This is a genomic window from Leucobacter sp. 7(1) (genome assembly GCF_900163635.1).
Lineage (GTDB): Bacteria > Actinomycetota > Actinomycetes > Actinomycetales > Microbacteriaceae > Leucobacter.
Map to the genome: position 1 here is coordinate 1 of NZ_FUID01000013.1, position 25,228 is coordinate 25,228.

Here is a 25,228-nt window from a genome sequence, read left to right on the forward strand (position 1 = left end):
ACTTGGAGGCCGGCCACCGATCAGCCGGCTGCTACCAACCTGATGGCCGGGTACAACTAGCGCTGTGCGGCGCGGTATAGGAAGGCCGCCATCGCCTCGCGGGATACCTTGCCCTTCGGCTGATACACGGCACCCTTCGCGCTCTTGCTCCCGGTCGAGATCCCACTTGACCGCATCCAGGCGATTTCCTTCGCGAACTTGTGTGACCTCGGCACGTCCACGAACGGAGCCTGTGCGGGTGCTTTCCCGGAACCGGGACCCTGCAGGCGGTAGAGGAACGCAGCCATGGCCTCGCGCGACACCGCAGCTCGGGGCTCGTAGTATCGTTTGCCGTTCTTGGTCACTCCCGTCGAGATCTTCGCCTGCGCCATCCACGAGATCTCCCGATAGAACTTGTGATTCGTTGGCACGTCCACGAACGGCGAAACACGCGGTGCCTTGAACGATTTGGGAGCGCTCTGTCGGAACAGGAACGCCGCCATCGCTTCACGAGACACGGCCGCCTGGGGCTGGTAGGCCAGGCCCTGGGAGGTCTTCACACCCGTGGTGCGGCCGGTGCTGCGCATCCACTCGATCTCGGTGAAGAACTTGTGATTCTTCGGCACATCGACAAAAGCGGGTTTGGTGTCCTTTTGCAGCAGCGTCACCGTAAGTCGGTACTCCTCGCCGATAAACGCCTCAGAACTCGGGATCACGGACACGTAGGCGATGCCACGGGGCAGACGAACGTCCACCGTCTTTCCGCGCCAGTCCCCAGCTTTCACGGCCCACCGCTTGATCTGGTCACCCTTCGAGTTCAGCGCGGCCACGGTGTAGTAGTCGGTCGACGCGGGATCGTAGGCATTCCCGAACGAGATCTTCACACGGTACAGGCCCGCCTCGGCGTTGACCGAGTAGAAGTCCTTGTCGAGGCTCAGACCGATGTATCCGCACAGCGTCGCTCCCAGCGGCAAGGGATCAGGCCGGTACGTACTGTCGTTTTCATCCCAGCCATCAGGCTTCTCCCCCTCAGCAAGGCACCCCTCCGCGTTCGGCGAAGTGTTCGCCGGAGCACCCGACACCTTCGCCACACTCAAGGTGTACTTCTTCCCAACAACCTTGTTATCCAACGGCGTAATCGCAATGTACCCGCCACCGTTACTCAGCGTGGAGATCTGCTTCGCGAGCCACGTACCGTTTCCGGCCGAACCCGTAAGGTTCCAAGACTTGACGAAGTTCGCCCTGCCGTCATACAGCCACACCTTGTAGGCGTTGCCCTTCACCTTCGGGTCGTCGAACTTGAAGGTGACGCCATATCGGCCATCACCGTTTCCAAATTGGTAGAAGTCCTTGTCGAGGCTCAGACCGATGTATCCGCACAGCGTCGCTCCCAGCGGCAAAGGATCAGGCCGGTACGTACTGTCGTTTTCATCCCAGCCATCAGGCTTCTCCCCCTCAGCAAGACACCCTTCTGTACTTGGCGGAGTATTCGCTGCAGCACCTGACACCTTCGCCACACTCAAGGTGTACTTCTTCCCAACAACCTTGTTATCCAACGGCGTAATCGCAATGTAGGAGGTCCCGCTCGGGAATCGGGTCAGCTGCTTGGAGATCCACCCGCCGTTTCCGGCGGTTCCGGTGAGGTTCCAAGATGCGAGGTAGCGCTGACTCGAGTCATATGCCCACACCTTGTACGCGTTCCCCGGGGTCTGCGGAGAGTCGAAGCTGAAGGAGATGCGGTGTGTGCCCGCAGAGCTCTCGAACTTGTAGTAGTCCTTGTCATTGGTAGTGCCGATCCGGCCGCACGTGCCAGTCCCGAGCGTCAGCTTCGTGGCAGTACGCAGGCTGTCGTTCTGTCCGGACTGATTTGTCTTCTCCGGTTCAGAGGCCTTGCACGTTGCCGCAGCATTGGGGACGGCGTCGGAAACCGGCCCGGGCGTGGGTGCCTCCTTGACAATTTCCGAACCGGAGTTCACTTCCGGCTCCGTCGAGTCGGGAGCAGCGTCTTCCGTGGGGCTCGGCGCCACGGGTTCGGGCAGTTCCGGCTCACTGCCAAAGTCGCTGGACCCGTCGGGGCCCGGCGAGGGCTCTTCGCTCGGTTCGCTGTCGCCGTCGCTCACGCCGTCGACGTCTTCTCCCCCGGGCTCGTCAGTGGGAAGCGGTTCCCCATCCGGGGCCACGTCCTCCCCGATATTCACCGGTTCGAGCGCCTCGGTCTGCACGGCCTCGACAGGGGCGGAAACAATCTCGCGCTCCGGGGCCTGGGGCGCAAATGTCAGCGCTGACATCGCGATCACTCCGGAGGAGAGCACCCCAATACTTCCCCGGAGGATCCGACGCACACCCCACCTCGAAACAACAACTTCACCCTTGAAACCCAATTGTCCCCCACGTTAATAACAAAGAATCCTAATAGACTTCTCATCTTAATGGACAAAGTGTCCTGTGATGCGCGGTCGAGTGCCCTACCCGCCGCTTGCGTTCGGCGGGAGCTCCCCGGTCCGCACGACCTGCTTCGCGCCCGCGTCCCATGTGTAGGTCGACACGGCGCGCCCCGAAGCGGTCGCGGTGATCTCGCCGGGCTGCATCCACAGATAGTCGGCGCTGATCGAGTCATCGCTGATCCGCGTGACCGTCGGACGAAACGCGATGCCGTGTGCGCTGTCCGTGCCGACGAACTCTCCCCGGCTAAAGAACATGAGGTGTGTCGGAGAGGAACCTGTCGCTTGGGCGGTGGGCAGGAGAACCCACGACAGCGCCGCGCACTGATCGTAGCTGTCTGGTGCCCACGCGATCGCCTGCGCCAGATCCCAGCCGCCGAGCGAACCCGACGCCGCGCCTTCTGCCCGCGGCGCGATCCGCTTGACCCCGGCTTCGATGATTTTCGCGACGGGCTCCGACGCACAGGATCCGGCGTCGCTTGCGGTGGCGTCACCCCCTGCCGTACCTGCCGCATCACCGTCCGCAAGCGCGGGATTCGCGGCGAGCACCGCGTCAATGGCGGCCTGCTCGTAATTCTCGGCCCCGGTGTCGATGATCGTGATCCACACGTCGCCAAGGAAGATGTGTGTCGCGGTTGTGGTAATCTGGGCGATGCTCGTCGAAACACGATCCACCACGTGGGTAAACACAGTTGCTGCCCCGCGGGCGCTCTCAATGTAGTCGGAGTCACGGAGCGCAGCAAGGAACGAATCCCGCGTCTCCGGAGGCAACTCCGCCGTGGTCTGCGTCATCGCGTTCACCGTATACAGCGCCCAGCTGCACACGCGACGCTGCGACGCCTGAGCCGCGGCGTCCTGCGCACTCGGCCCGGTGTACTGCGCGAAACTCAGCACCTCAGTTTCGTAGTTCCAGGGCTGCAGACTGCTCGCCAGCCCGGACGCGAAGAAGGTCGCTTGCTCGCCCTCGGCCGTGGCGTTCGCTTCCTCGCAGTCGGGAAGCACGATCGGCTCTGGCTCGGGTTCCGCGGACTGTGTGGGTGCGGGGCGCTCTGACCCTGGGGCTGCGGGTTCCGCCGCGGGCGCTGTGCCTTGCGGATCCTTGGCCGGGGCGCTGCTGCAGCCGGCAAGCAGGATCACACCGCCGAGCACACCGCCGGCCACTGCGCGACGATACCAACCTCGCCATGTTCGCATCTCCACTACGCCGTCCCCTCGCTGTCCACGGGGCACGACTCATGTGAATACCGCGCCGCTCAGCTCAACCGTAGGGGCGTTCCCTTCCGGACGGACGCTCCCCGGAAAACCCGGACGTTTCCGAACGCGTACATGCGGCCCGCAGAACGCACTGCGGCCCCGCACCCATGTGGGTGCGGGGCCGCAGTGCAGTCCAGCAAACGCCCGACGTCGCGGGCGAGAGGACCTAGTCCGTGCCGGTGTCGAACGCGGCCGACAGACCGAGCTCGTCCGCGTTCTCGTCGATGCCGGTGACAGCTTCAGCGATCTCCGCTGCGCCGCCCTTTTCAAGCTCGCCAACGAGGTCTGCGACGGCACCGCCGACCATGCCCATCTGTGCGTACTGTTCGAGGCGCTGACGCGAGTCGGCGATGTCGAGGTTGCGCATGGTGAGCTGACCAATCCGGTCCTCGGGGCCAAACGCTGCGCCCACGGTGCGCTCCATGGAGAGCTTCTCGGGGTGGTAGCTCAGGTTGGGGCCCTCGGTGTTGAGGATCGTGTAGTCGTCGCCGCGGCGCAGGCGGAGAGTGACCTCGCCAGTGATCGCAGACCCGACCCAGCGCTGCAGGGACTCGCGCAGCATCAGCGACTGCGGGTCAAGCCAGCGACCCTCGTACATGAGGCGGCCGAGCTTGCGACCATCGTTGTGGTAGCTCGCGAGGGTGTCCTCGTTGTGGATCGCGTTGACGAGGCGCTCGTACGTGATGTGCAGCAGAGCCATGCCCGGTGCCTCGTAAATGCCGCGCGACTTCGCCTCGATGATGCGGTTCTCGATCTGGTCGGAGACGCCGAGACCGTGGCGGCCGCCGATCGCGTTTGCCTCGAACACGAGCGCTACGGGATCGGAGTACTCGACGCCGTTGATCGCGACGGGGCGGCCCGCCTCGAAGCGCACCGACACCTCCTCGGTCGCAACCTCAACGTCGTCGCGCCACGCGGCAACGCCCATGATGGGCTCAACAACGTCGAGGCCTGCGTTCAGGAACTCGAGGGTCTTCGCCTCGTGCGTCGCGCCCCAGATGTTCGCGTCGGTGGAGTACGCCTTTTCGGTGGCGTCGCGGTACGGGTAGCCACGCTCAACGAGCCACTCGCTCATCTCGTGGCGGCCGCCAAGCTCACGCACGAAGTCGGCGTCGAGCCACGGCTTGTAGATGCGCAGTGCCGGGTTGGCCATGAGGCCGTAGCGGTAGAACCGCTCGATGTCGTTGCCCTTGTACGTGGAGCCGTCGCCCCAGATGTCAACGCCGTCTTCCTTCATCGCGCGAACGAGCAGGGTGCCGGTCACGGCGCGGCCGAGCGGCGTCGTGTTGAAGTACGTCTTGCCGCCGGATCGGACGTTGAATGCGCCGGTCTGCAGTGCAACGAAGCCCTCTTCGACGAGGGGTCGCTTTGCGTCGACGTGGCGCGCGATCTCGGCACCATATTCTTTGGCACGATCGGCGACGCCATCGATATCGGGCTCGTCGTACTGGCCGATATCAGCGGTGTAGGTGCAGGGCACAGCGCCCTTTTCGCGCATCCACGCGACCGCGCACGAGGTGTCGAGACCACCGGAGAAGGCGATGCCGACGCGCTCGCCCACGGGAAGAGAAGAAAGAACCTTGGACATACTCTCTATCCTAGGGCGCACAGCGGGGTGCCCGCGCACTGTGGCACGAGCACCCCGTCATTTCTGCGGCCGATTCGGCTGCAGGCCACCCGCTAAGACGCCGGAATCAGGCCCATCCCGGCGACCTGGTCGCGCTCGGCGACAAGCTCGGCCACGGAAGCGTCGATCCGCTCGCGCGAGAAGGCGTCAATGTCGAGCCCGTGCACGACCTGCCAGGCCCCGCCCGAGGCTCGCGCGGGCACCGAGGCGATCAGGCCCTCGGGGATCCCGTAGTCGCCGGTGGAGTAGCGCGCGACCGAGGTCCACGCATCCCCCGTCCCCAACGTCCAGTCCCGCACATGATCGATCGCGGCGCTCGCAGCGGACGCGACAGAAGATCCGCCACGAACCTCGATGATCTCGGCCCCGCGGTTCGCAACGCGCTCGACAAAGGCACTGCGACCCCAGTTCTCCCCCACGGTCTCCAGCGCAGCCGATCCGGCGACGGTGGCATGGCTGAGGTCCGGGTACTGGGTGGTCGAGTGATTGCCCCAGATTGTGACACCCGCAATGTCGGCTACCGCCGCCCCGGTGTGCTCGGCAAGGAGCCCCACAGCGCGGTTGTGATCGAGGCGGGTCATCGCGGTGAAGCGGTCAGCGGGCACGTCCGGCGCATTGCGCTGCGCGATCAGCGCATTTGTGTTGGCCGGGTTTCCCACCACGAGCACGCGGATATCGGCGGCGGCGTTGTCGTTGATCGCACGTCCCTGCGGGCCAAAGATTGCACCGTTTGCGGCGAGCAGGTCCGCACGTTCCATTCCGGCCGTTCGGGGCCGCGAACCGATGAGCAACGCCACGTTTGTCCCCGCGAAGCCCTCGTTCGGATCTGTGGAGATGTCCACGCTCGTGAGCAGGGGGAACGCCCCGTCAACGAGCTCCAGGGCGGCGCCTTCTGCCCCCTTGACTCCCTGAGGGATCTCAAGGAGTCGCAGCGCGACCGGCTGCTCCGGGCCGAACATCGCGCCCGAGGCGATGCGGAACATCGCGGCATAGCCAATCTGGCCCCCGGCACCGGTAAGTGTGACGGTAATCGGCGACAGTGCAGTACTCATCTATTTCGCTCCAAACTCGCGGGGATCTGGTCCGTAATTCGTGCCGGACTCGAGTGCCGTCACAAACGCGTGCTCGGTCTCGGTCAGCTCGAAATCGAACAGGTCCGCATTCTCGATCAGCCGCGCGCGGCTGCTGGTCTTCGGGAAAATGATCGTGCCGTTCTCGATGTGCCACCGCAGCACAACCTGCGCGACAGTCTTGCCGTGCGCCGCAGCGACCTCGAGGAGGCTGGGCTGGGTGAGCAGGTCACTCTTGCCCTGGGCGAGCGGCCCCCACGCCTCGATCTCAATGCCGTTGGCACGGCAGAACGCGGTGAGTTGCTGGCGCTGGTGCTCGGGGTGCAGCTCGATCTGGTTGACCGCGGGGAATTCCCCGGTCGCCTCGATGATGCGTTCGAGGTGCTCGATCTCGTGGTTCGAGACGCCAGCGTCCACTGTCAGCCCCGCCTCTCGGAGGTCGAGGACCTGTTCCCATGCGGTGACATAGGTGTCCTGGCTGGGCACGGGCCAGTGCACGAGGTACAGGTCGACGCGGTCGAGGCCGAGCTTGTCGAGGCTCTCGCTGAGCGCGGCCCGCGCGTCGCGCTGGCGGTCGTTCCACAGCTTCGTGGTGATGAACAGTTCCTCGCGCGGGATCCCGCTGCGTGCGATCGCTGCCCCCACTTCTGCCTCATTGCCATAGATCGCGGCGGTGTCGATGTGGCGGTATCCCACCTCGAGCGCCTCGGACACGATGCGTTCGGTATCTCCCGGTGGCACCAAGAAACATCCAAAACCGAGCTGCGGGATCTGCGCCCCGCTCGTGAGTTCGATCGTGGGAATGGGCAGTGCGGCGGTCATAGACTCTCCCCTGCGAGTGGAATCGGTGAAGCGGTCATTCCGCAGTCTACGCGCGTGGGCCCCGTCGAAGCCGGTGACCTGAAATAATGGGTGGATTATGTCAAACCCCGCCGTGCGCATCGATTTCCCCGAGGACCTTCCGGTCTCCCAAATGCGGGAGGAAATCGCGACCGCGATCCGCGACAACCAGGTCGTGATCGTCGCGGGTGAAACCGGCTCGGGGAAGACAACTCAGCTCCCCAAGATTGCGCTCACGCTGGGACGCGAGCGCATCGCACACACGCAGCCGCGCCGGATCGCCGCGCGCACAATCGCGGAGCGGATCGCGGAGGAGCTGGGCTCTGAACTCGGCGGCCTTGTCGGCTATCAGGTGCGATTCACGGACAAGGTCTCGGCGGACACGAAGATCCGCCTGATGACCGACGGCATCCTCCTGAACGCGATCCACCGGGATCGTGATCTCACCGCCTACGACACGATCATCATCGACGAAGCGCACGAGCGCAGTCTCAACATCGACTTCCTGCTGGGATATCTGCGCACGCTGCTGCCCCGCCGCCCGGATCTCAAGGTGATCATCACCTCCGCCACGATCGATCCCGAATCGTTCGCGACGCACTTCGCGGATCAGCGCAGCGAGACCCCGGCCCCGATCATCGAGGTCTCTGGCCGCACCTACCCCGTGGAGATCCGCTACCGACCGCTCATTGAGCGCACCGAGGTGCCGGATCCGAAGGGCGGGCCGGCGAAGGTCCGCACAGTTGAGCGCGACCTCTTTGACGCGATCGGGGACGCCGTCGACGAGCTTGCGAAAGAAGCGCCGGGCGATGTGCTCGTCTTCCTCTCCGGTGAGGCCGAGATCCGTGACGCCGCCGACGCACTGAATGGACGCATGCGCGCGCAGAGCAAGGCGCAGCGCACCGAGATTCTGCCGCTCTACGGGCGTCTGAGCGCCGCCGAGCAGCACCGTGTATTCGAGCGCCGCAGCGGCGCAAACGCGGGGGCGCGCCGGATCGTCCTTGCCACGAACGTTGCCGAAACCTCGCTGACGGTGCCCGGGATCCGCTACGTCGTGGACGCGGGAACAGCCCGCATCTCCCGCTACAGCGCCCGCAGCAAGGTGCAGCGCCTCCCCATCGAGGCAGTGTCACAGGCGAGCGCAAACCAGCGTTCGGGCCGTTCAGGGCGCACGAGCCCGGGCATCGCGATCCGACTGTACAGCGAAGAGGATTTCCTGGGTCGCCCCGAGTTCACCGAGCCCGAAGTGCGCCGCACGGGTCTCGCATCCGTGATCCTCCAGATGCTCTCGCTCGGGCTCGGAGACATCGCTGCGTTCCCGTTTCTCACGCCGCCAGACCAGCGTGGGATCGCGGACGGCCTGGGCCTCCTCACCGAACTCGGTGCCGTCACCACGGCGGCGGATCCGCGCCGGCGAAACGGCACGCGCGGCGGCGAGCGCGCCCCGAAGCGCTCGGGTGCGACGCACCGCATCACGAAGATCGGCCGCGAGCTGTCCCGTCTTCCCATCGAACCGCGGTTCGCGCGCATGGTGATCGAGGCGAAGCGACACGAGGTGGTGCCCGAGGTGCTCGCCATCGTCGCGGGGCTCACGATTCAGGATGTGCGCGAGCGGCCTCAGGCCGAGCGTGGTCGGGCCGACGAGCTGCACGGCCGGTTTGCGGACCCGCAAGGCGATCTCATGACGCTGCTCAACCTCTGGAACTACCTCCAGAAGGAGCAGCGCGAGCGGTCATCGAGTGCGTTCCGGCGCCTGTGCAAGGCGGAGTATCTCAACTTCCTCCGCGTGCGCGAGTGGATGGATCTGTACCGGCAGATCGCGCGGATCGCGGGGGTCTCTCGCGAGGAGTCTGCGGCGCGTGAGGCGGCCGGCGGCTCGAGTGAGCCCGTACACCGCTCGATCCTCGCGGGCCTACTCTCCCAGCTGGGCGTGCGGGATGACCGGCAGGATCGCAGCGTGCCGCAGGGCCGCGGCGTGTCCGGTGCAACCCGGCGCAAGCCATCGCAGGAGTATGTCGGATCCCGCGGTACCCGGTTCGTGCTGTATCCGGGTTCGGTGCTTGCGAAGAAGCCACCCGAGGTGCTCATGAGTGTTGAACTCGTGGAGACTTCTCGCTTGTTCGCCCGTTCCAATGCGGTTGTGGATCCGGCTTGGGCGGAGGAGCTCGCGGGACCGCTCGCGAAGCGCCAACTGTCCGAGCCGCACTGGGAGAAGAACCAGGGCGCGGCGGTCGCCTACGAGAAGGTCACCCTCTACGGGGTGCCGATCGTTGATCGTCGCCGGGTGCAGCTCTCCCGATATGACGAGCCACTGGCGCGCGAATTGTTCATCCGCCACGCGCTCGTGGATGGTGACTGGGATTCGCCGCAGGCGTTCGACCGTGCAAACCGGCAGCTGCGTCGTGAACTCGAACAGCTTGAGGAGCGCACCCGCCGACGCGACATCGTGGGCGACGACGACGCGGTGTTCGAGTTCTACGACGCCCGGATCCCCGCAGACGTCACCTCGACACGCAGCTTCGAGGGCTGGTGGAAGAAAAAGCGCCTCACCGACGCGAATTACCTGCATCTGCGCCGCGCTGACCTGTTGGAGGACGAGACGCAGGAGGCTGACGAGGCCGAGTATCCGCGGCAGTGGCAGCACGGCGATCAATCGTTGAAGCTACGGTACCGCTTTGATCCGACCGCGGAGGACGACGGTGTCACGGTGAACGTACCTTTACCGCTGCTCCCCCGACTCGACGGGACAGACTTTGAGAAGCTCGTCCCTGGGCTGCGGCAGGAGCTCGTAACGGCACTGATCAAAACGCTGCCGAAGGCGATCCGGAAGCACGTGGTCCCCGCGGCGGACTGGGCTCGCACGCTCCTCACAGCGGTGGGTCCGCAGCTTGATGCGCCAGTGGCACCGGGGGCGCAGCCACCGCAGCTCACCGCGCTGCTCGCGACTGAGATCCGGCGTCGTACGAGTGTGCCGGTCTCCCCGAGCGACTTCGACGCGGAGCGGCTCCCGGCGCACCTCACGCCCACGTTCCGCGTGATCGATGCTCGGGGCCGCACCATCGGCACCGGCAAGGACCTCGGCGAGCTCAAGGCCGCGCACAAGGACCAGGCCACGCAGGGCGTGGCGAAGGTCGCCGCCGCGGCGCTTCCCAAGAGCGACCTCGAGAAGACCGGAGTGACAAGCTGGGACTTCGGCGATCTCCCCCAACACGTCGACACCACCTACGCGAAGGGCCGCTCGGGCGGTGCCGGGGTGGTGCGGGCGTACCCGGCGATCCGGGATCGCCGCACCAGCGTCGATCTCGTGCTTGTCGCCGACGAGCACGAGCAGGCGCGGCTCACACGACGCGGGATCCGGCGGCTCCTTGCCCTGAGTTCCCCGTCCCCAGCGAGCTATATCCGCGACCACCTTTCTAATCAGGAGAAGCTCCTCTTGGGTGCGGGGCCTTATCGTTCCTTGGACCAGGCGATTGCGGATGTGTCGCTCGCGGTGGCCGATCGGGTGATCCAGCGCCACGCCCCAAACGGCCTTGTGTGGCGGGCCGCAACGTTCGAGGCCATCGCCAATGACTACGCCCGCTCCCTCATCGACGACATCTACGCCGCGATCGCCCTGACCGCGCGCGTGCTGGACGGGGTACGGCTCGCACGCAAGTCCATCGACGCGGCGAAGTCGATCCAGGTGCTCGGACAGGTTGCCGACGCTGCGCAGCAGGTGGACGGGCTCGTCTTCGATGGCTTTGTGTCCCGGACAGGTCTCGCGCAGCTCGAACGGATCCCGGTCTATTTGGAAGCTGTACAGCAGCGCATGCGCGGGCTCACCGAGAACTCGGGCCGGGACCGTGCCTGGCAGAACGAGGTGGATCGGGTGCGCGAGGCGTTCGCGCAGGCTGGCGGCACGATCCCGCTGCCGGATCAGGCACCGCCCCACCTCGTGCGCGCGCGCTGGCTGATCGAGGAGCTACGCGTCAGCCTGTTCGCGCAGCAGCTGCGCACGGCCGAGCCGGTCTCGGCGCAGCGCATCCAGAAGGTGCTCGCGGGTTAGCTCGGTTCCGGCCGGACACTACCGAAGCCGTTCACCTCGCGGCCCAGGTGGCGGTAGAGCCTGAGCATTGTCATTCGGCTCTTCACCTCCATCTCGGGCACGAGCTGCGCGAGGGCGATCTCCGCAGTGAGGAGCCCGGGGCGATCCCGCGCTCCCATCGCGAGGATCACGTTCGCCGGTCCCGTCGAGACTGCCGCAAATTGGACGGCCTTCACCGAGATGATCTTCTCGAGAGCGCTCGCCACGCGTGGCGCGGGGAGCTGCAGGAACAACCAGTTCACCGCGGGGTAAGGGGTGAACCGCTCGGACATGTCGGTGCGCAATTGCAGCAGGCCTTGCTGCCGCAGCCGCGCAAGTGAATCAGCCGCGCGCTGCGCGCTGATCCCAACGCGCCGGCCCAGCTCTCCCACGGGCATCCGGACGTCACGCTGGAGGGCTTCGCGGAGCGCTACCGCGAGCCGTGGGTCGACGTGCTTCGCCGCCCCCGGGCGGGGCGGGCGCGGTGCGGGGATGTGGCGCACCTGCGCATCGCTGAGCGCCTGGATCGTCCATTCGGACCCCTCCCGCGCGACGTGGCTGACAAGGTGGGCACGCACGCCACGGATTTCGGGGATCGCCCCAATCTGTTCCAGCAGGAAGCCCGCGAGCGCGTCGTCATCCTCGGCAAACAGTGTCACGAAAAGGTCGCAGGCGCCCGTCGCGAGCTCGATCGATGCCACCCCGGGAAGCACCGCGATTGCCTGTGCCGCGCGCAGCACCTGTCCGGGAAAGCTATCGACCTCAATCAGTGCCAGCGCGTCAAGTTTCTTGACCCCGTGCAGCGCCGTCAGCCACGCCGCCCCGCTCGCCTCGATGCGTTCCCACCGTCGCGCCAGCGTGTGCGCGTCAACGCCGAGCACGTCGGCGAGCGCAACCCAGCGCACCCGAGGGTCGATCTGCAGGCCGTGAATAATTTGAAAATCAAGCTCATCAAGCACGAGTTCTGTCATTGCTTCCCCCTGAAATGCAGAGTATCGACATCTGATCCGAGATCTTGTGGTCTCTGCCAGAGTACCGATTCGTCACCCTTTCGTTTTTACTTCCCGTCAGGATTCAGAGCACCATGACAATTGACAGTGCCGTCATCGCCGCCCCGCCGCTTCATCGGCAAGCCCGGCTCCTCGTCCCCACCTTCATCGCCATCGAACTGTGCGCCGGGCTGATCCAGGGGTGGATCATGCCGTTGCTCGGGGAGATCGCGAAGTTCCACGGCGTCCCCGCCGGATCGATCAGCCTCTACTTCATGGTGACGATGCTGTCGTCGGCCATGTGCGTTCCGTTCCTCTCGATGCTTGCCGACCGCTATGGGAAGCGATTGCTCCTCGTGATCGCCGTGCTCTGCACCGCGATCGGCTCAGCGATGATCGCGTTCGCGCCTTCATTCGGCTTTGTGCTTGTCGGTGCAGCCGTCCAGGGCCCGGTTGCGGCGCTGCTCCCCATTGAGATGGGAATCGTGAAGCAGCAGCGCCCCGCACAGGCGAACCGAATCGTGAGTGCCCTCGTCGGCACGCTCACGTTCGGCATCGCCCTCGGAAGCCTCCTGAGCGGCGCAATTATGGACGCCTCCGGCGACCTCGTCCTCACGCAGGCAATCCCCGCGGTTCCCCTCTTTGTACTCGCCGCCGCCGTCATGGTGACGCTGCCGCGCGATGCGGGAAACCGCACGAACACCGTCGACTGGCTCGGTGCCGTGCTCTTCAGCGCATCGCTCGGAGGCCTGATGTACGGTCTCACGGCAGGCACTGAACTCGGATGGACCCACCCGGCAACGCTCGGCTCGCTCGTCGGTGGCGTGCTCGGAAGCGCGCTGTTCCTCTGGGTCGAATCGCGCGCAGCGGTGCCGCTGCTCGATTTCACGGTGCTGCGGCGCGTGAAGCTCGGGGTGCCCATGATCCTCGGCTTCCTCGTCGCGCTGACAGCGTTCGGCATGTCCACTCCCACCACGCTGTATCTGACCGCTCACCCCGGTGACGTCGGCTACGGTGCCGGAATGAGCACCGGCAACGCCGGCCTGATCGTGTCCCTCGTCTTCCTGAGCTCCAGCCTCGGCGCGTTCCTCGCCCCGCTCGCGGTGCGTCTGCTGGGCACGGCCTGGGCGATCAGCGTCGCCGCGGCACTCTCAGCAGGGTCACTGCTCGTGATGATGACGGCCCCCACGTCCCCCGTGTTTGTCACCGTCCTACTCGCGATCAACTCGCTCACAGCCTGGGTCGTCCTCGGGATCCTGCCCGGCGTCATCGTGGCGCGCGCGCCCCTCAGCGTCGCCACCACGCTCAGCGGTCTCTACAACTGCCTGCGCTCGCTCGGCGGTTCAGTGGCCGGCGCCCTTGTCGCCGCGGTCATGGCCACCCTCGTGCTCGCCCAGAACGACACCGCTGCTGTGGCGGTGCCGGCGCTCGGATCCTTCCAGGTTATCTGGGGCGTGTTCGCCGCCTGCTTGCTCGCGACCGCCGCGCTCGCGCTCCTGCTCTCACGGCAGCCGTCACACAGGACCGAGGCGGTCATGACCGCGCCGGCCGAGCCGCTCGTGACGCCGTAGCGGCACACGATCCCCCGTTCCGCACAGATTCCCAGAGAAAGCAGCACCATGACCTCCCTCTCCTCCGCACAGCAGCGCGCCGCACAGGCCATCCGCGACGCCGCCCCCGCGCTGCTGGAGCTCAGCCACGCGATCGGCGCGGATCCCGAACTCGGCTTTGCTGAGCATCGGGCCGCAGCCCGGGTCGTTGCCGAACTCGAGCGCGCCGACTTCACCGTTGAACTCGGTGCCTACGGGCTCCCCACCGCAATTGAGGCGGTGTTCGGCACCGGAGACATGACCGTCACCGTGGTGGGCGAGTACGACGCGTTGCCGGGGGTGGGTCACGCGTGTGGCCACAACATCATCGCGGCCGCCGGGGTGGGGGCTGCCATCGGGCTGCGCACCGTCGCAGAGGAGCTGGGGTGTCGGATCCAGTTCCTCGGTACTCCCGCCGAGGAGAACGGCGGCGGCAAGGTGATCATGCTGGAGCGCGGGGCCTGGGACGAGAGCACATTTTCGCTCATGGTGCACGCCTCAGGACGCGGCCAGATTCGCACGGCCGGTGGCAGTAGCCAGGCCCTCGACTACTGCGAGGCCACGTTCCGCGGCAAGCCCGCGCACGCGGCCTTCGCCCCGCAGGAGGGCATCAACGCCGGTAGCGCCGTCACCCTCACCGAGGTGGGGATCGGCCTCCTTCGGCAGCACCTGCCCAGCGACGCGATCATCTCTTCGGTTTCTGCAACCCCCTCGGCGGTCAACGTGATCCCCGAGACCGCAACGATCAAGCTCGAAGTGCGCGGCAATAACGCCGATACCTGGGCCGTCACGAAGGAGCGGGTGCGCCAGGTTGTTGCTGGCGCGGCCCTCGCAGCCGGGTGCGAAGTCGACATCGCAGTCCCTACTCCGGGCTACGCGCCGCTTGTACAGGATCCCGAGCTCGCGGAGTTCTTCGATGCCGCACTCGCCGAGCTCCGCGGCGACCGCGCGGAAGACTGGGGGCCCGGGATGACCCTCGGATCCACCGACATGGGTGACGTGTCGCAGTATCTCCCGTCGATCCACCCGATGATCGCGCTCGAGGGCACCGACGCGACCCCGCACCAGCACGAGTTTACGGCCGCCGCCGTGTCAGAGCTTGGCGACACCGCCGTCATGCACGGCGCGCTCGCCCTCACCAGTGCGGCGATCGCTGCACTCGAAACGAGTACCGTGCGCGAGCGACTCATTGCGCAGCAGCGCGAACGCGCGCCGCATCCGCGGGGCGTCTGGACCGATGCGGAGATCCCTGAGGCTGCAGGCACGCACACGGAGTAGCCCGCTACTGGGCGTTGCGCAGCGGGAGCTCGCGGTCGCTCGTGAAGAGGCGCTCCAATCCGTCGACTGGGTCACGGAAACGGAGCTCGCTCGCGAGCAACTGCAGCGGTGTCGAGAAATCATCGACCGCAACGTCCAGGACCTCCGGATAGAGCGGATCGCCCACGATCGGCGCACCCAGTCCCCACATGTGCAGGCGGAGCTGGTGGGTTTTGCCCGTGCGGGGCGTGAGACGGTAGACGCCCAGCCGGTCCGAGCCCGGCAGCTTCCCCTCGCACTCGACGAGGGACTCGGCGTTGGGTTCCGCGCCGGACACGACCTCACCCTGCAGGATCCCGCGCTGCTTTCGCAAATGGTTGCGCACCGTCACCGGCGTACTGAGTTCGCCCCGCAGTTCCGCGAGCGCCCGGTAGGTTTTCTGGACCTCACCGGGCCGCATGAACATGCTCTGATAGGCGCCGCGCCAGCGCCGCTCGGTCGCCATGAGTAACAAGCCTGAGGTAACGCGGTCGAGCCTGTGCATCGGCGTCAGTTCGGGAAGCCCCAGCTGATCCCGCATCCGAACGACGACGCTCTCGCGAACATGTTTCCCGCGCGGAATCGTGGACAGGAACGCGGGCTTGTCGACCACCACGATGCGTTCGTCCCGGTGCACCACGCGCACCTGTCCCGGTACCGGCGCTTCCGGGGCGAGGTCCCGGTGAAACCACACAAAGGTGTTGGGCCGGTACGGGGTATCCGCGCGCACCGGCGTCCCGTCCTCCGCGACAAATCGCTCGTCCGTGAGAAACGCGTCGACGTCGATATGCGCGGACAGCCGATGCGCGAGCCAGTCGCGCATCGTGTGCCACGGGGCCGGATTGCGGGGATCCCCGTCGAGCGTGCGCAGCCAGGCCGCGTCGAGCCCGAATCGCTGCGGGAGAGGGGAACGCGGAGGCACCCGTCGAGTCTAGTGCGGCGCGTCAGGCCCGGAAACCCGGCTCCCGGATGACATCCCCACCGACGGATTCTCTCCTCCCCGAGCGGTTCTTTGCGAAATTGCGCTCAGTTTCGATAGAACGCGTAGGTAGTCATGGTGTTTCGGGGTTCCGGGCTTCCGGGGTTCAGGCGAGCGGCACCCGGCAAGCGGCACCCTGAGAACCACACCCGGTGGTTGACACGCACCCCGCTGGCGGGGATCGTTGCAGTGTAGGAGCTCCGGCGAGCACTCCCACGCCCGCCCGGCGCCAGGAACGGGGATGATCATGATTGATGTTGCGGCGCAGATCGACGCGGTTACGCGAGAACTTGAGGACACCACACACGACGGCGAGGAGGCCCGCGTGCAACGACTGACGCAGGACCTTCCCGCCACGCTTCCGGAGGCCTGGGGGGCCGTAACGGATCCAGCGCGGATCACGTCCTGGTTTCAGCCAGTCTCTGGTGACCTCACCGTCGGCGGCAACTACCAGATCGAGGGCAACGCTGGCGGTACGGTGCTTGCCTGTGATCCGCCGCGCAACGGACGCGCGGAATTCCGTGTGACGTGGGAGTTCGGCGGCAACGTATCCTGGCTCGAAGTACGGCTCCGGGCGGTGACACCGGAGCGGACGCGGGTGGAGCTCGCCCACACGGCGCCGATCGCGAGCGTGCCCGCAGAGATGTGGAACACGTACGGCCCCGGGGCGACGGGAGTCGGCTGGGACGGCGGCATGCTGGGGCTCGCCCTCAACCTCGGCGCGCAGGACGCGGCGCTCTCCCCCGCTGAAGCCGAGGCCTGGGCGTTCACGCCGGAGGGGCAGGCGTTTTACCGCGCAGCGGCCGACAGCTGGGCCGTGGCTCACGTCGCGTTCGGTGAAGACCCAGAGACGGCAGCGCAAGCCGCCGATGCGACGTACCGTTTTTATACGGCTCAGGCACCACCCGCCTAGCGCGAGCAGTGCCTGAGCGGAATTTCACACGCGCCGACTATTGCTGCGCGGACTCCGTGAGTACCCGCCGCGCCTCGTGCACGAGATCGGGCGCGGTGATGAGGTCGTAGCGGCTCGCGACCATCTGCATCACTGACGAAAAGTCGCGTCGGTTGCGGTTCATCGCGTAAGAGAGCACGCCGAAGAGCATGCCGAACCCGGCGCCGATGGCAACCGCGGCAAGGAACACGCCAAAGATCGCGGTGTTGTCGGGCTGGAAGATGAACAGCAGCAGGCCGAGGAAAAGACCGAGGTACGCTCCCGAGAGCGCGCCCATGAGCGCCACACGGCCGTAGGTGAGGCGGCCCGTGACTCGCTCAACGCTGCGGACATCGTTGCCCAGGATGCTGATCTGCTGCACCGGGAAGCTCGCGCGCGCGAGCACGTCCACGGCGTGCTTTGCGTCCTCGTAGCGGTCGTACGTGGAGACGATGTCTCCCTTGGGGATCTCCGGCATCGCCGGGAGACGGGAGGCGGACAACGGCCTGGGATTACTCATAGTGTTGATTCAATCACTCCCGAGCCCCAAACGCACTCACGTTTCGCGCGCGGCTGAGCTACGGGGCGGGAAAACTCACGATCGCCTGCGGGTATCCGGGCACCGAGAGTTCCCGAACCGAGGGGGCGGCGGGATCCCCCAGCCCGACGAACGTGATGCCTTCCCACCCCTCCTCCCGCGTGTTTCCGCCCGCGACCGCGGCAAACTCGGAGCCGTCCGCAGCGCGCCACAGCGCCACAGTCTCGTGCGGGACGCGCAGCGGCACCTCCCACTCGCTGACCGCACTGAGCTCCGGTGTCGCGGTGTCTCTGATCGAAAGGTTCGGGCTGCCTGTGGCCGATCCGAAGGCTCCCGTTCCCACGGTGAGCAGCCGGGTCCCCGCGAGGGCAGTACCGTGGGCGTGCGAGTTCGCGGCGCTCGAGATCGACTCGGTGGCCCCGCTGCGCGGATCCAGTCGAACGATCACCTGACCCTGCACGGGCAGCAGGATCGTGCCCGCAGGTTCGACGGCACCGTAGTGCGTTTTCTCCCAGGAGGCGAGGCCGCCCTCCGTTCCGAACGGGGCCACCTCGTGTGTCGTAGTGGCGAGGGTGTGGGCGTCGAGAACAGTGACCGTAAAGCTGTCGTGATCAACGCTTGCTGCCCAACTCCCATCGGGCGCGACAAGCACATCGAATGGGCGGGTGCCCACCGGGGCGCTTCCCAGCCAGCTCGCGCTCGCCGAGTCGAAGACCTCGATGAAGGAATCCCCGGCCCCGGGCATCACCGCCACGTACACGCGGGAACCGTCGGGGGCGACCGCGAGCCCCAGCCCGCCCGGCCTGTATTCGCCCTGCCCGAGCCGCTCGGCCGGGTGCTGGTAGGGAACGAGCGCGGTGCGCTCCCCGGCGGCGAGGTCAAGCACGGCAAGCCCCTCGGCGGTCGCGACGTAGCCGATGCTCGAACCATCGTCTGCAGTGGACACACCCACGCCCCAGGGCGCGGCGCCCACCGGAATGTGGCGCACGGCCTCAGCGTCGGGGAGCGCCGGATCGATCACGGCCACGGCATCGCTGTGCGCAAGCGAGGCGAGGAGCAGCTGCCGTGCGGCGGCGCTGCTCGCCTCCGGTGGCGCTGGATCGGTCTCGGGCGTTGGCGAGGTCGACGGTGCCACAGGCACGGGCTCCGGCGCACACCCCAGAAGCCCGAGCGCAAGAGCCGCGGGCACGGCGAGGAGCAGGCTGCGGCGGGAGGGCGCATACGGAGACATGTGCCGAGTCTGCATGAGCCCAGCTGGCAGCAGGCCGAAAAACGGGGCTGACGTGAGGTTTCCTCAGCTTTCGTCTCCCGTCTGCCCCCGTCATTCACCCGAGCGCGCTAGCGTAGGGGTGTGAGGACTTCAAGGGTATTCGTGGGGCGGCTGGCGGGGCGAAACGTATTCGACCCTGTCGGTGACAGGATCGGGCGCGTCCGCGACGTGCTTGTTGTCTTTCGGGCCACCGCCGCGCCGCGCGTGGTCGGTCTGATTGTCGAAATTCCCGGCAAGCGCCGCGTGTTTGTGCCGATCAGCCGCGTCACATCGATCGGCTCCGGCCAGGTCATTACGACAGGGTTGATCAACGTCCGCCGCTTTGAGCAGCGCGGCGGCGAGACCCGGATGATCGCCGAGCTGATCGGCCGGGACGTGCAACTTGCCAACGACACCCCGGGCGCCGGCCCCATCACCGCACGTATCGAGGACGCAGCGATCGAGCGTGGCCGATCCGGTGAGTGGCTTGTGTCCGAGGTGTTCGTGCGGCTCCCGAAACCCGCCGCTCCTTTCAGCCGCGGCGATACCCGCACTGTGCGCTGGTCCGACGTCCGCCTGCCGGCGGCCGGTGCGCAGTCCGCGGAGCTCCTGATCCAGACGCTTGTTGACCTCAAGCCTGCCGACCTCGCTGAGAACCTGCTCGAGCTGCCCCTCGCCCGCATGGTCGAGGTCGTGGGCGAGCTGCCCGATGAGCGCGTCGCCGATGCCCTCGAAGAAATGTCAGAGCAGGATCAGCTCGCGCTGCTCGCGAATCTCCGGCCAGACCGCACCGCCGACGTGCTCGATCGTATGGAGCCCGACGACGCGGCAGACCTCATTTCCGCGCTCCCCGCCGCGAAGGGCGAGGAGCTACTCGACCTGATGGAGCCGGAAGAAGCCGAAGACGTGCGTCGTCTCTTGGAGTATGACGCGGACACCGCGGGCGGCCTGATGAGCCCGTCACCGATCGTCCTCTCCGCCGAATCCAGTATCGCCGAAGGTCTCGCGATGATCCGGCGCGCCGAGATCCCGCCCGCGATGGCGTCCGCCGTTTACGTGACGCACCCGCCCTACGAGACGCCCACTGGAGAGTTCTTGGGCATGGCCCACTTCCAGCGGATGTTGCGCTTCCCGCCCCACGAGAGGCTCGTTACCCTCGTCGACACCGAACTCGAGCCGGTCACCGTGCACGCGAGCGCTGCCGAGGTGTCGCGCCGCCTCGCGAGCTACGACCTCGTTGCACTCCCGGTCGTCGACGATCAGCACCGCCTTGTTGGGGTGGTCACGGTCGACGACGTCCTCGACCATCTCCTGCCGGACGACTGGCGGCACGCCGACGACGACGATCCTCGTCCCGCGAACGCCGCGAACCGGGTTTCCGGACGCACGATCATCCCCGGGAGCGCACGATGAAGCTGTTCCGGCTCGACCCTGGGCTCGACGCCCCTCGCGTCTCAGGATCCCGTGCCACGGGCAGCAACGCGGGAGTAAGCAGCAACGAACGCTTCGGCCGTTGGACCGAGAACATCGCGCGCGGCATGGGCACGCCCTGGTTCCTGCTGATCCTGACCTTTGTGTGTATCGCGTGGCTCGCGTGGAACACCTTCGGGCCCGAGCGGTGGCGCTTCGACTCCGCCGCGCTCGGATTCACCGCTCTCACACTGATCCTGTCGCTGCAAGCCTCCTACGCAGCCCCCATGATCCTGCTCGCGCAGAACCGGCAGGATGACCGCGACCGTGTCCAGATGGAGCAGGACCGGCAGCGCTCCGAGCGCGCGCTCGCAGACACCGAGTTCCTCGCCCGGGAGGTCGTCGCGCTGCGCCTCGCGATGAAGGACCTGCCCGACCGTGAGTTTCTGAGGTCCGAGCTCAGAGCATTGCTCGCCGAGCTCGAAGCAGATCCCGAGCTCGACGCGACCCCACTCCCCGCCGACGACCCGGACTCCCCTTCCACCGGCCCCGTTGCGACGCAGGACCCCGCATGACCGCCGCCGAGATTACCCCGGGCCGAGCCGACGCCAGCCCGAGCGAGCGAGCGGTCTGGGACGCCCTCGACCGCGTCCGCGACCCGGAGATCATGCGCCCCATCACGGAGCTCGGCATGGTTCAGGACGTCACCGTCTCAGAGGACGGTGCCACCTCAGTTTCCATCCTGCTCACCATCGCCGGCTGTCCGGCAGCCCGCCGCATCGAAGCGGACACGCAGGCTGCCGCGGCGAGCGCCGCGGGTGTCACCGCAGCAACTGTGGACGTGGGTGTGATGACCCCGACAGAACGTCGCGCATTTACCGAGCGCGTCCGCGGCCCGGGCGGTGCCCGGGCGCAACAGTTCGGCCCTGATTCCCTCACCCGAGTGATCACGGTCACGAGCGGAAAGGGCGGGGTCGGGAAGTCGTCGCTGACGGCAGGCCTTGCCGTAGCGCTCGCGCAGCAGGGACTCACCGTCGGGCTCATCGACGCCGACATCTTCGGGTTCTCAATTCCGGGCATTCTCGGCCTCAGCCGTGACGGCCACGTCACTCAGCCCACGCGCGTCGACGACATGATCCTGCCACCCGTCGCCCACGGCGTAAAGGTCATCTCCATTGGGATGTTCCTCGGCGAGGCCGATCCGCGCACAACTGCCGTGTCGTGGCGCGGGCCGATGCTGCACCGCACAATCGAACAGTTTTTGCGCGACGTCTGGTTCGGTGATCTCGACGTGCTACTCCTCGATCTCCCGCCGGGGACGGGCGACATCGCCATCAGCGTGGGCCAGTTGCTCCCCCACGCTGAGGTGCTCGTGGTCACGACCCCGCAAGAAGCGGCCGCAGACGTCGCGGTGCGTAGCGCCCTCGTTGCGCGGCAGACCGGTCAGCGCGTCATCGGCGTTGTCGAAAACATGGCCGGGCTAGTGCAGCCTGATGGCACGGTCATTGACATCTTCGGCAGCGGCGGCGGCGCGCTTGTCGCCGAACGTCTGAGCGACGAAGAGCACGGGACGGTGCCGCTGCTCGGCAGCGTCCCGCTCAGCCCTGACTTCCGGGCGGGCGGGGATTCTGGTGACCCGGCAGTCCTGACCGATCCCGCAGATCCCGCTGCCGCGCAGGTCATTCACGTAGCACAGCGCGTGGCGAGCCTCGGCCGCGGCTTGGCCGGGCGCTCGCTCGGGATCGCGACGCGGTAGCCGCGCGGCGGGTCCGTGCAGTCAAGGGCTGTGCGGTCAAGGGCTGTGCGGTCAAGGCCTGTGCGGTCAAGACCTGTGTAGCGAGTCCTGCGCAGTGAGCCCTGTGCAGTGAAGGGCTTATGCGGTGAGGATCATTTCGCCGATCGGGCGCGGCCGCCCAAACAGGTAGCCCTGGAACGCGTCCACGCCGATCTCTCGCAGCTTCGCGAACTGACCCTCGGTTTCCACGCCCTCGGCCACGATCTGGAGATTGAACGCGCGGCCCAGCCACACGATCGTTTCCGCGATCGCAGCGGCCTGGGCATCTTCCACGACGCTCGACACAAACGAGCGGTCGATCTTGAGCTGCTGCACCGGGAGCTGCTGCAGATAGCTCAGCGAGGAGTATCCGGTCCCGAAATCATCAAGCGAGGACTTGACGCCCTGGCGTCGAAGCGCACCAAGCAGGCCCACTGTGCGGTCGAGGTCGGTGTGGAGCACACTCTCCGTGAGCTCCAGAGTGAGCCGGTCCGGGCGTACACCGTGCCTGTCGATGATCTCACTGACCCGCTCCCCGAATCCGTCAACGCGCAGTTGACGCTCGCTCAGGTTGACCGAGAAGGTGAGGTCGGTGAGTGCGGGATCCACGCTCCAGTCCGACAGCGTGCGACAGGCCTGATCCAGCACCCACTCGCCGATCTCAACGATCGCGCCGGTCTGCTCGGCGAGCGGAATGAAGTCAGCAGGGGCGACAGTGCCGAGCGCGCTGCTAAACCACCGGATCAGGCCTTCTTCGCCGATCACCCGACGCTCGCGATCCACGATGGGCTGCGCAAAGAGCCGCAGCTCCCCGCGCTCGATCCCGCGGTGCAGCTCGGAGATCAGACGCACCCGATCTCGGGCCTCGTGCAGCATCCGCTGCTCGAACTGCCGCACGCGGTGGGTGCCCCCTTCACGGCGCACTCGCTTCCGCGCGATCTCCGAGCATTTCACAACCTCGTGTGGATCGTCACTCACGATGTAGTCGTTTGCCGGGCAGCGCGTCTCGCCCGCACGCACGGGTTCGGCCCCGATCGCCGTCCCCGTCCAGACGACGTACCCCACACTGGCAGACGCATCCACGAGCACGCCAGGGGCAAGTTCCATCGGTCCGGACAGTGCCTCCAGGACGCGGTCGATAAGCGCGCGGCACGCCACCGCGGCGGCCAGACAATCCGATCCGAGATCCGGCAGCAAGAGACCAAATGTGTTCGAACCGATCCGGCCGATGTTCACGCCGCTCATGTCCGCGTCGCTCAGGCGGCGGGCGGACTCCAGCAGCAAGCGGTCGCCAGCTTCGAAACCGAACGCGTCGTTCACCACGGACAACTCGTCGACGCTCACCGAGACGAACGCGTGGAACCCGGCTCCGGCTCCGACAGCAAACACGGAATCGATCGTGCGCAGCATCGACTCACGGTTGACCAGCCCCGTCACCGAGTCGTAGTAGGCGAGCCGGCGCACCTGCTCTTCGGCCTCGTGCCGCTGCGTTTCCTCGGTGCGGATAGAAACGTAGCGTTCCGGCTTGCCCCGCTCATCGAGAAGGGGGATAACCGTCGTGTCGACCCAGTATTCCGAGCCGTCCTTGGCCCGGTTGCAGATCTCGTTTTTCCAGACCTCGCCCCGACCGATCACGCGCCACATCTCCTTGAAGAATTCTTTCGGGTGCCGCCCCGAGTTGATGATGTTGTGCGTGTGGCCGAGCAGTTCCTCGCGGCTGTACTGCGAAATCTCGCAGAACCTGTCATTCACGTGAGTGAGGATGCCACGCCGATCAGTGATCGCAACAATTGACGTTGCATCGAGCGCATACATGATCTCATCGAGCACCTGCGCGGACGCCGTGTGCTGCGATCTCAACGGGGGGGAAAGGCCCTGTTGCCTCCCCGTCACCACTCTCTGCGTTCACTCCCGCTCCTTTGAGTCACGTGGCTTCCTCATCAAAGTAGACGCCACCCTCCGGCGGGCCCGCCGCAGCGGCCGCACTCCGTTTTGCGGAGGCCTCTGCGATCCGGGCGCGTCGTGCCTCAGCATGGGCTTCCCGCTCGTCTTCGACAAGCGCGTCGCGAATGATTCGGCGGGGGTCGTACTGGCGCGGATCCAACTGACGCCAGTCGACTTCGTCGAACTCCGGGCCCATCTCGTCTTTCAGACGATCCTTGGCACCATCAGCCATACGCTTCAAGTTTCGGACGAGCTCGCCGAGCTTTTTCGCGTACACGGGCAGACGGTCGGGACCCAGCAAAAAGAGGGCGATCAGCATGATCACCATAATCTTTTCGAAGTTGAGTCCCATGGGTGACCATCGTACCGCTCGCGCGCGCACAAACGCGGAACGCGCGGGGGTGAAATACAGGGCGAACAGGCGTGGGATCATCTGAATGCGCTCCCCCACCTCTACGCTGGGGACAGCGCGCACCAGGGTTCTCCGTCGAAACCCCGGCAATGCCGGAGTTCCGGACGGCGCAGCAGACATCCGGAGGGAACCGTGAGCAAGCTCGAACGTAACTGGCAGTTCGCCGAACAGTACCCGGAAGAGACAGCGGCACTCGTCCGCGCGCGCCGGCTCGCCCTCGAGCTGGGGATCGAACCCGTGAGTCGTTCCATTGGGGCGCAGCTGTCTGGGCTCGCCGCACTCACCCGCGCCCAGGCGATCTGCGAGGTCGGGACGGGTGTTGGCGTCAGCGGACTCTCCCTGCTGCGCCACACACCCGATGCCACGCTCACCTCAATCGAGGTCGAAGCCGAATACCTGCGCGAGGCACGCAACATGTTCGCCGAGGCGGGCGTACCGGCGGCACGCCTGCGGCTGATCGAGGGCGATGCCCGGCACGTGATGCCCCGGCTCAACCTCGACTCCTACGATCTTGTGCTTCTTGACGCGGATCCCGCGCAGCTCCTCGAGCACTTCGAGTACGCACTCGGTATTGTGCGCCCGGGCGGCTGCATCGTTGTGCCTGGTGCCTTCTCCCACGGGCGGGTGCCGGATCCCGCGGCCCGAGACGCCGAGACCCAGGCCGTGCGCGATCTCCTGACCCTCGTCGCAGAATCCCCCGCGATCGCCCCCATGCTGTCCCCCGCGGGCGACGGTCTCCTCACGCTGGTCCGCCTCGAAATCTAGCGGGCAGCCCCGCCGAGAAGCCGCTTTCGCACGTTCACCGCATGATCGCGGTGCGAAAGTGGCTTCTCGGCGGGGTGT

19 protein-coding genes are annotated in these 25,228 nt (G+C 66.5%); 8 read left to right on the forward strand and 11 right to left on the reverse strand.

The genetic code is table 11. The features are described 5' to 3' along the window. Nucleotides 1–56 precede the first annotated feature (56 nt). From FM113_RS02905 to FM113_RS02925, 5 genes are all read right to left on the reverse strand, one after another. Complete coding sequence (locus tag FM113_RS02905) at nucleotides 57–2,321, reverse strand: S-layer homology domain-containing protein (protein WP_140393272.1); 2,265 nt, start codon at nucleotides 2,319–2,321, stop codon at nucleotides 57–59. 123 nt (nucleotides 2,322–2,444) lie between these two features. Further along, on the reverse strand, nucleotides 2,445–3,581 hold the full coding sequence (locus FM113_RS02910) for an LppP/LprE family lipoprotein (RefSeq protein ID WP_176387060.1): 1,137 nt from the start codon (nucleotides 3,579–3,581) through the stop codon (nucleotides 2,445–2,447). A gap of 259 nt (nucleotides 3,582–3,840) precedes the next feature. Beyond that, nucleotides 3,841–5,262 carry an argininosuccinate synthase gene (argG, locus tag FM113_RS02915; RefSeq protein WP_087011339.1) on the reverse strand — a complete coding sequence of 474 codons (1,422 nt, stop codon included), beginning with the start codon at nucleotides 5,260–5,262 and terminating at the stop codon, nucleotides 3,841–3,843. Nucleotides 5,263–5,354: 92 nt separating this feature from the next. Next, a complete protein-coding gene (locus FM113_RS02920; RefSeq protein WP_087011341.1) occupies nucleotides 5,355–6,353 on the reverse strand; it encodes a malate dehydrogenase in 999 nt (332 codons plus the stop codon). After that, nucleotides 6,354–7,193: an aldo/keto reductase gene (locus tag FM113_RS02925; protein WP_087011344.1), complete on the reverse strand. Its 840-nt coding sequence runs from the start codon at nucleotides 7,191–7,193 to the stop codon at nucleotides 6,354–6,356. A gap of 97 nt (nucleotides 7,194–7,290) precedes the next feature. On the opposite strand from FM113_RS02925, the gene hrpA reads away from it, so the two are divergent. Further along, the gene (gene hrpA / locus FM113_RS02930) at nucleotides 7,291–11,256 is read left to right on the forward strand and encodes an ATP-dependent RNA helicase HrpA (RefSeq protein ID WP_087011346.1); all 3,966 of its coding nucleotides are present in this window, start codon (nucleotides 7,291–7,293) and stop codon (nucleotides 11,254–11,256) included. On the opposite strand, the gene FM113_RS02935 is transcribed toward hrpA, so the two are convergent. Beyond that, the gene (locus FM113_RS02935) at nucleotides 11,253–12,245 is read right to left on the reverse strand and encodes an Lrp/AsnC family transcriptional regulator (RefSeq protein WP_087011348.1); all 993 of its coding nucleotides are present in this window, start codon (nucleotides 12,243–12,245) and stop codon (nucleotides 11,253–11,255) included. The genes hrpA and FM113_RS02935 overlap by 4 nt on opposite strands. A 113-nt stretch (nucleotides 12,246–12,358) precedes the next feature. On the opposite strand from FM113_RS02935, the gene FM113_RS02940 reads away from it, so the two are divergent. Then, nucleotides 12,359–13,834 carry an MFS transporter gene (locus FM113_RS02940; RefSeq protein WP_087011350.1) on the forward strand — a complete coding sequence of 492 codons (1,476 nt, stop codon included), beginning with the start codon at nucleotides 12,359–12,361 and terminating at the stop codon, nucleotides 13,832–13,834. Between the two features lie 48 nt (nucleotides 13,835–13,882). Further along, complete coding sequence (locus tag FM113_RS02945) at nucleotides 13,883–15,130, forward strand: amidohydrolase (protein WP_087011352.1); 1,248 nt, start codon at nucleotides 13,883–13,885, stop codon at nucleotides 15,128–15,130. A 4-nt stretch (nucleotides 15,131–15,134) separates the two neighbouring features. On the opposite strand, the gene FM113_RS02950 is transcribed toward FM113_RS02945, so the two are convergent. Then, entirely contained in the window at nucleotides 15,135–16,070 is a 936-nt protein-coding gene (locus FM113_RS02950; protein WP_087011354.1) for a pseudouridine synthase, read from the reverse strand. Nucleotides 16,071–16,368: 298 nt separating this feature from the next. On the opposite strand from FM113_RS02950, the gene FM113_RS02955 reads away from it, so the two are divergent. Continuing rightward, nucleotides 16,369–17,040: an SRPBCC domain-containing protein gene (locus FM113_RS02955; RefSeq protein WP_369676681.1), complete on the forward strand. Its 672-nt coding sequence runs from the start codon at nucleotides 16,369–16,371 to the stop codon at nucleotides 17,038–17,040. Nucleotides 17,041–17,077: 37 nt separating this feature from the next. On the opposite strand, the gene FM113_RS02960 is transcribed toward FM113_RS02955, so the two are convergent. Together FM113_RS02960 and FM113_RS02965 are read right to left on the reverse strand one after the other, a co-directional pair. Next, nucleotides 17,078–17,578, reverse strand: a complete 501-nt coding sequence (locus FM113_RS02960; RefSeq protein WP_254908840.1) for a general stress protein — start codon at nucleotides 17,576–17,578, stop codon at nucleotides 17,078–17,080. A gap of 58 nt (nucleotides 17,579–17,636) precedes the next feature. Next, complete coding sequence (locus tag FM113_RS02965) at nucleotides 17,637–18,827, reverse strand: YncE family protein (RefSeq protein WP_087011356.1); 1,191 nt, start codon at nucleotides 18,825–18,827, stop codon at nucleotides 17,637–17,639. Between the two features lie 120 nt (nucleotides 18,828–18,947). On the opposite strand from FM113_RS02965, the gene FM113_RS02970 reads away from it, so the two are divergent. From FM113_RS02970 to FM113_RS02980, 3 genes are read left to right on the forward strand one after another with little or no spacing between them, the layout of a single operon-like run. Then, nucleotides 18,948–20,258 carry a CBS domain-containing protein gene (locus tag FM113_RS02970; RefSeq protein WP_087011359.1) on the forward strand — a complete coding sequence of 437 codons (1,311 nt, stop codon included), beginning with the start codon at nucleotides 18,948–18,950 and terminating at the stop codon, nucleotides 20,256–20,258. After that, nucleotides 20,255–20,830: a DUF1003 domain-containing protein gene (locus FM113_RS02975; RefSeq protein WP_087011360.1), complete on the forward strand. Its 576-nt coding sequence runs from the start codon at nucleotides 20,255–20,257 to the stop codon at nucleotides 20,828–20,830. The genes FM113_RS02970 and FM113_RS02975 overlap by 4 nt, the downstream gene beginning before the upstream one ends. After that, entirely contained in the window at nucleotides 20,827–22,011 is a 1,185-nt protein-coding gene (locus tag FM113_RS02980) for an Mrp/NBP35 family ATP-binding protein (RefSeq protein ID WP_087011362.1), read from the forward strand. Before FM113_RS02975 ends, FM113_RS02980 begins: the two co-directional genes overlap by 4 nt. Nucleotides 22,012–22,128: 117 nt before the next feature. Here FM113_RS02980 and FM113_RS02985 read toward each other — a convergent pair whose 3' ends face one another. Then, a complete protein-coding gene (locus tag FM113_RS02985) occupies nucleotides 22,129–23,889 on the reverse strand; it encodes a bifunctional diguanylate cyclase/phosphodiesterase (protein WP_087011397.1) in 1,761 nt (586 codons plus the stop codon). A 64-nt stretch (nucleotides 23,890–23,953) separates the two neighbouring features. After that, complete coding sequence (locus FM113_RS02990; RefSeq protein ID WP_087011399.1) at nucleotides 23,954–24,325, reverse strand: twin-arginine translocase TatA/TatE family subunit; 372 nt, start codon at nucleotides 24,323–24,325, stop codon at nucleotides 23,954–23,956. Nucleotides 24,326–24,517: 192 nt separating this feature from the next. Here FM113_RS02990 and FM113_RS02995 point away from each other — a divergent pair, with 192 nt between their 5' ends. Continuing rightward, nucleotides 24,518–25,150: an O-methyltransferase gene (locus tag FM113_RS02995; RefSeq protein WP_087011365.1), complete on the forward strand. Its 633-nt coding sequence runs from the start codon at nucleotides 24,518–24,520 to the stop codon at nucleotides 25,148–25,150. The last annotated feature ends 78 nt before the right edge of the window (nucleotides 25,151–25,228 follow it).

Bases quoted from the DNA above. Each gene is read 5' to 3' on its own strand.
- argG (WP_087011339.1), bottom strand. From the start codon at position 5,262: ATGTCCAAGGTTCTTTCTTCTCTTCCCGTGGGCGAGCGCGTCGGCATC.
- FM113_RS02920 (WP_087011341.1), bottom strand. From the start codon at position 6,353: ATGAGTACTGCACTGTCGCCGATTACCGTCACACTTACCGGTGCCGGG.
- FM113_RS02925 (WP_087011344.1), bottom strand. From the start codon at position 7,193: ATGACCGCCGCACTGCCCATTCCCACGATCGAACTCACGAGCGGGGCG.
- hrpA (WP_087011346.1), top strand. From the start codon at position 7,291: ATGTCAAACCCCGCCGTGCGCATCGATTTCCCCGAGGACCTTCCGGTC.
- FM113_RS02935 (WP_087011348.1), bottom strand. From the start codon at position 12,245: ATGACAGAACTCGTGCTTGATGAGCTTGATTTTCAAATTATTCACGGC.
- FM113_RS02940 (WP_087011350.1), top strand. From the start codon at position 12,359: ATGACAATTGACAGTGCCGTCATCGCCGCCCCGCCGCTTCATCGGCAA.
- FM113_RS02945 (WP_087011352.1), top strand. From the start codon at position 13,883: ATGACCTCCCTCTCCTCCGCACAGCAGCGCGCCGCACAGGCCATCCGC.
- FM113_RS02955 (WP_369676681.1), top strand. From the start codon at position 16,369: ATGATCATGATTGATGTTGCGGCGCAGATCGACGCGGTTACGCGAGAA.
- FM113_RS02960 (WP_254908840.1), bottom strand. From the start codon at position 17,578: ATGAGTAATCCCAGGCCGTTGTCCGCCTCCCGTCTCCCGGCGATGCCG.
- FM113_RS02965 (WP_087011356.1), bottom strand. From the start codon at position 18,827: ATGTCTCCGTATGCGCCCTCCCGCCGCAGCCTGCTCCTCGCCGTGCCC.
- FM113_RS02975 (WP_087011360.1), top strand. From the start codon at position 20,255: ATGAAGCTGTTCCGGCTCGACCCTGGGCTCGACGCCCCTCGCGTCTCA.
- FM113_RS02980 (WP_087011362.1), top strand. From the start codon at position 20,827: ATGACCGCCGCCGAGATTACCCCGGGCCGAGCCGACGCCAGCCCGAGC.
- FM113_RS02990 (WP_087011399.1), bottom strand. From the start codon at position 24,325: ATGGGACTCAACTTCGAAAAGATTATGGTGATCATGCTGATCGCCCTC.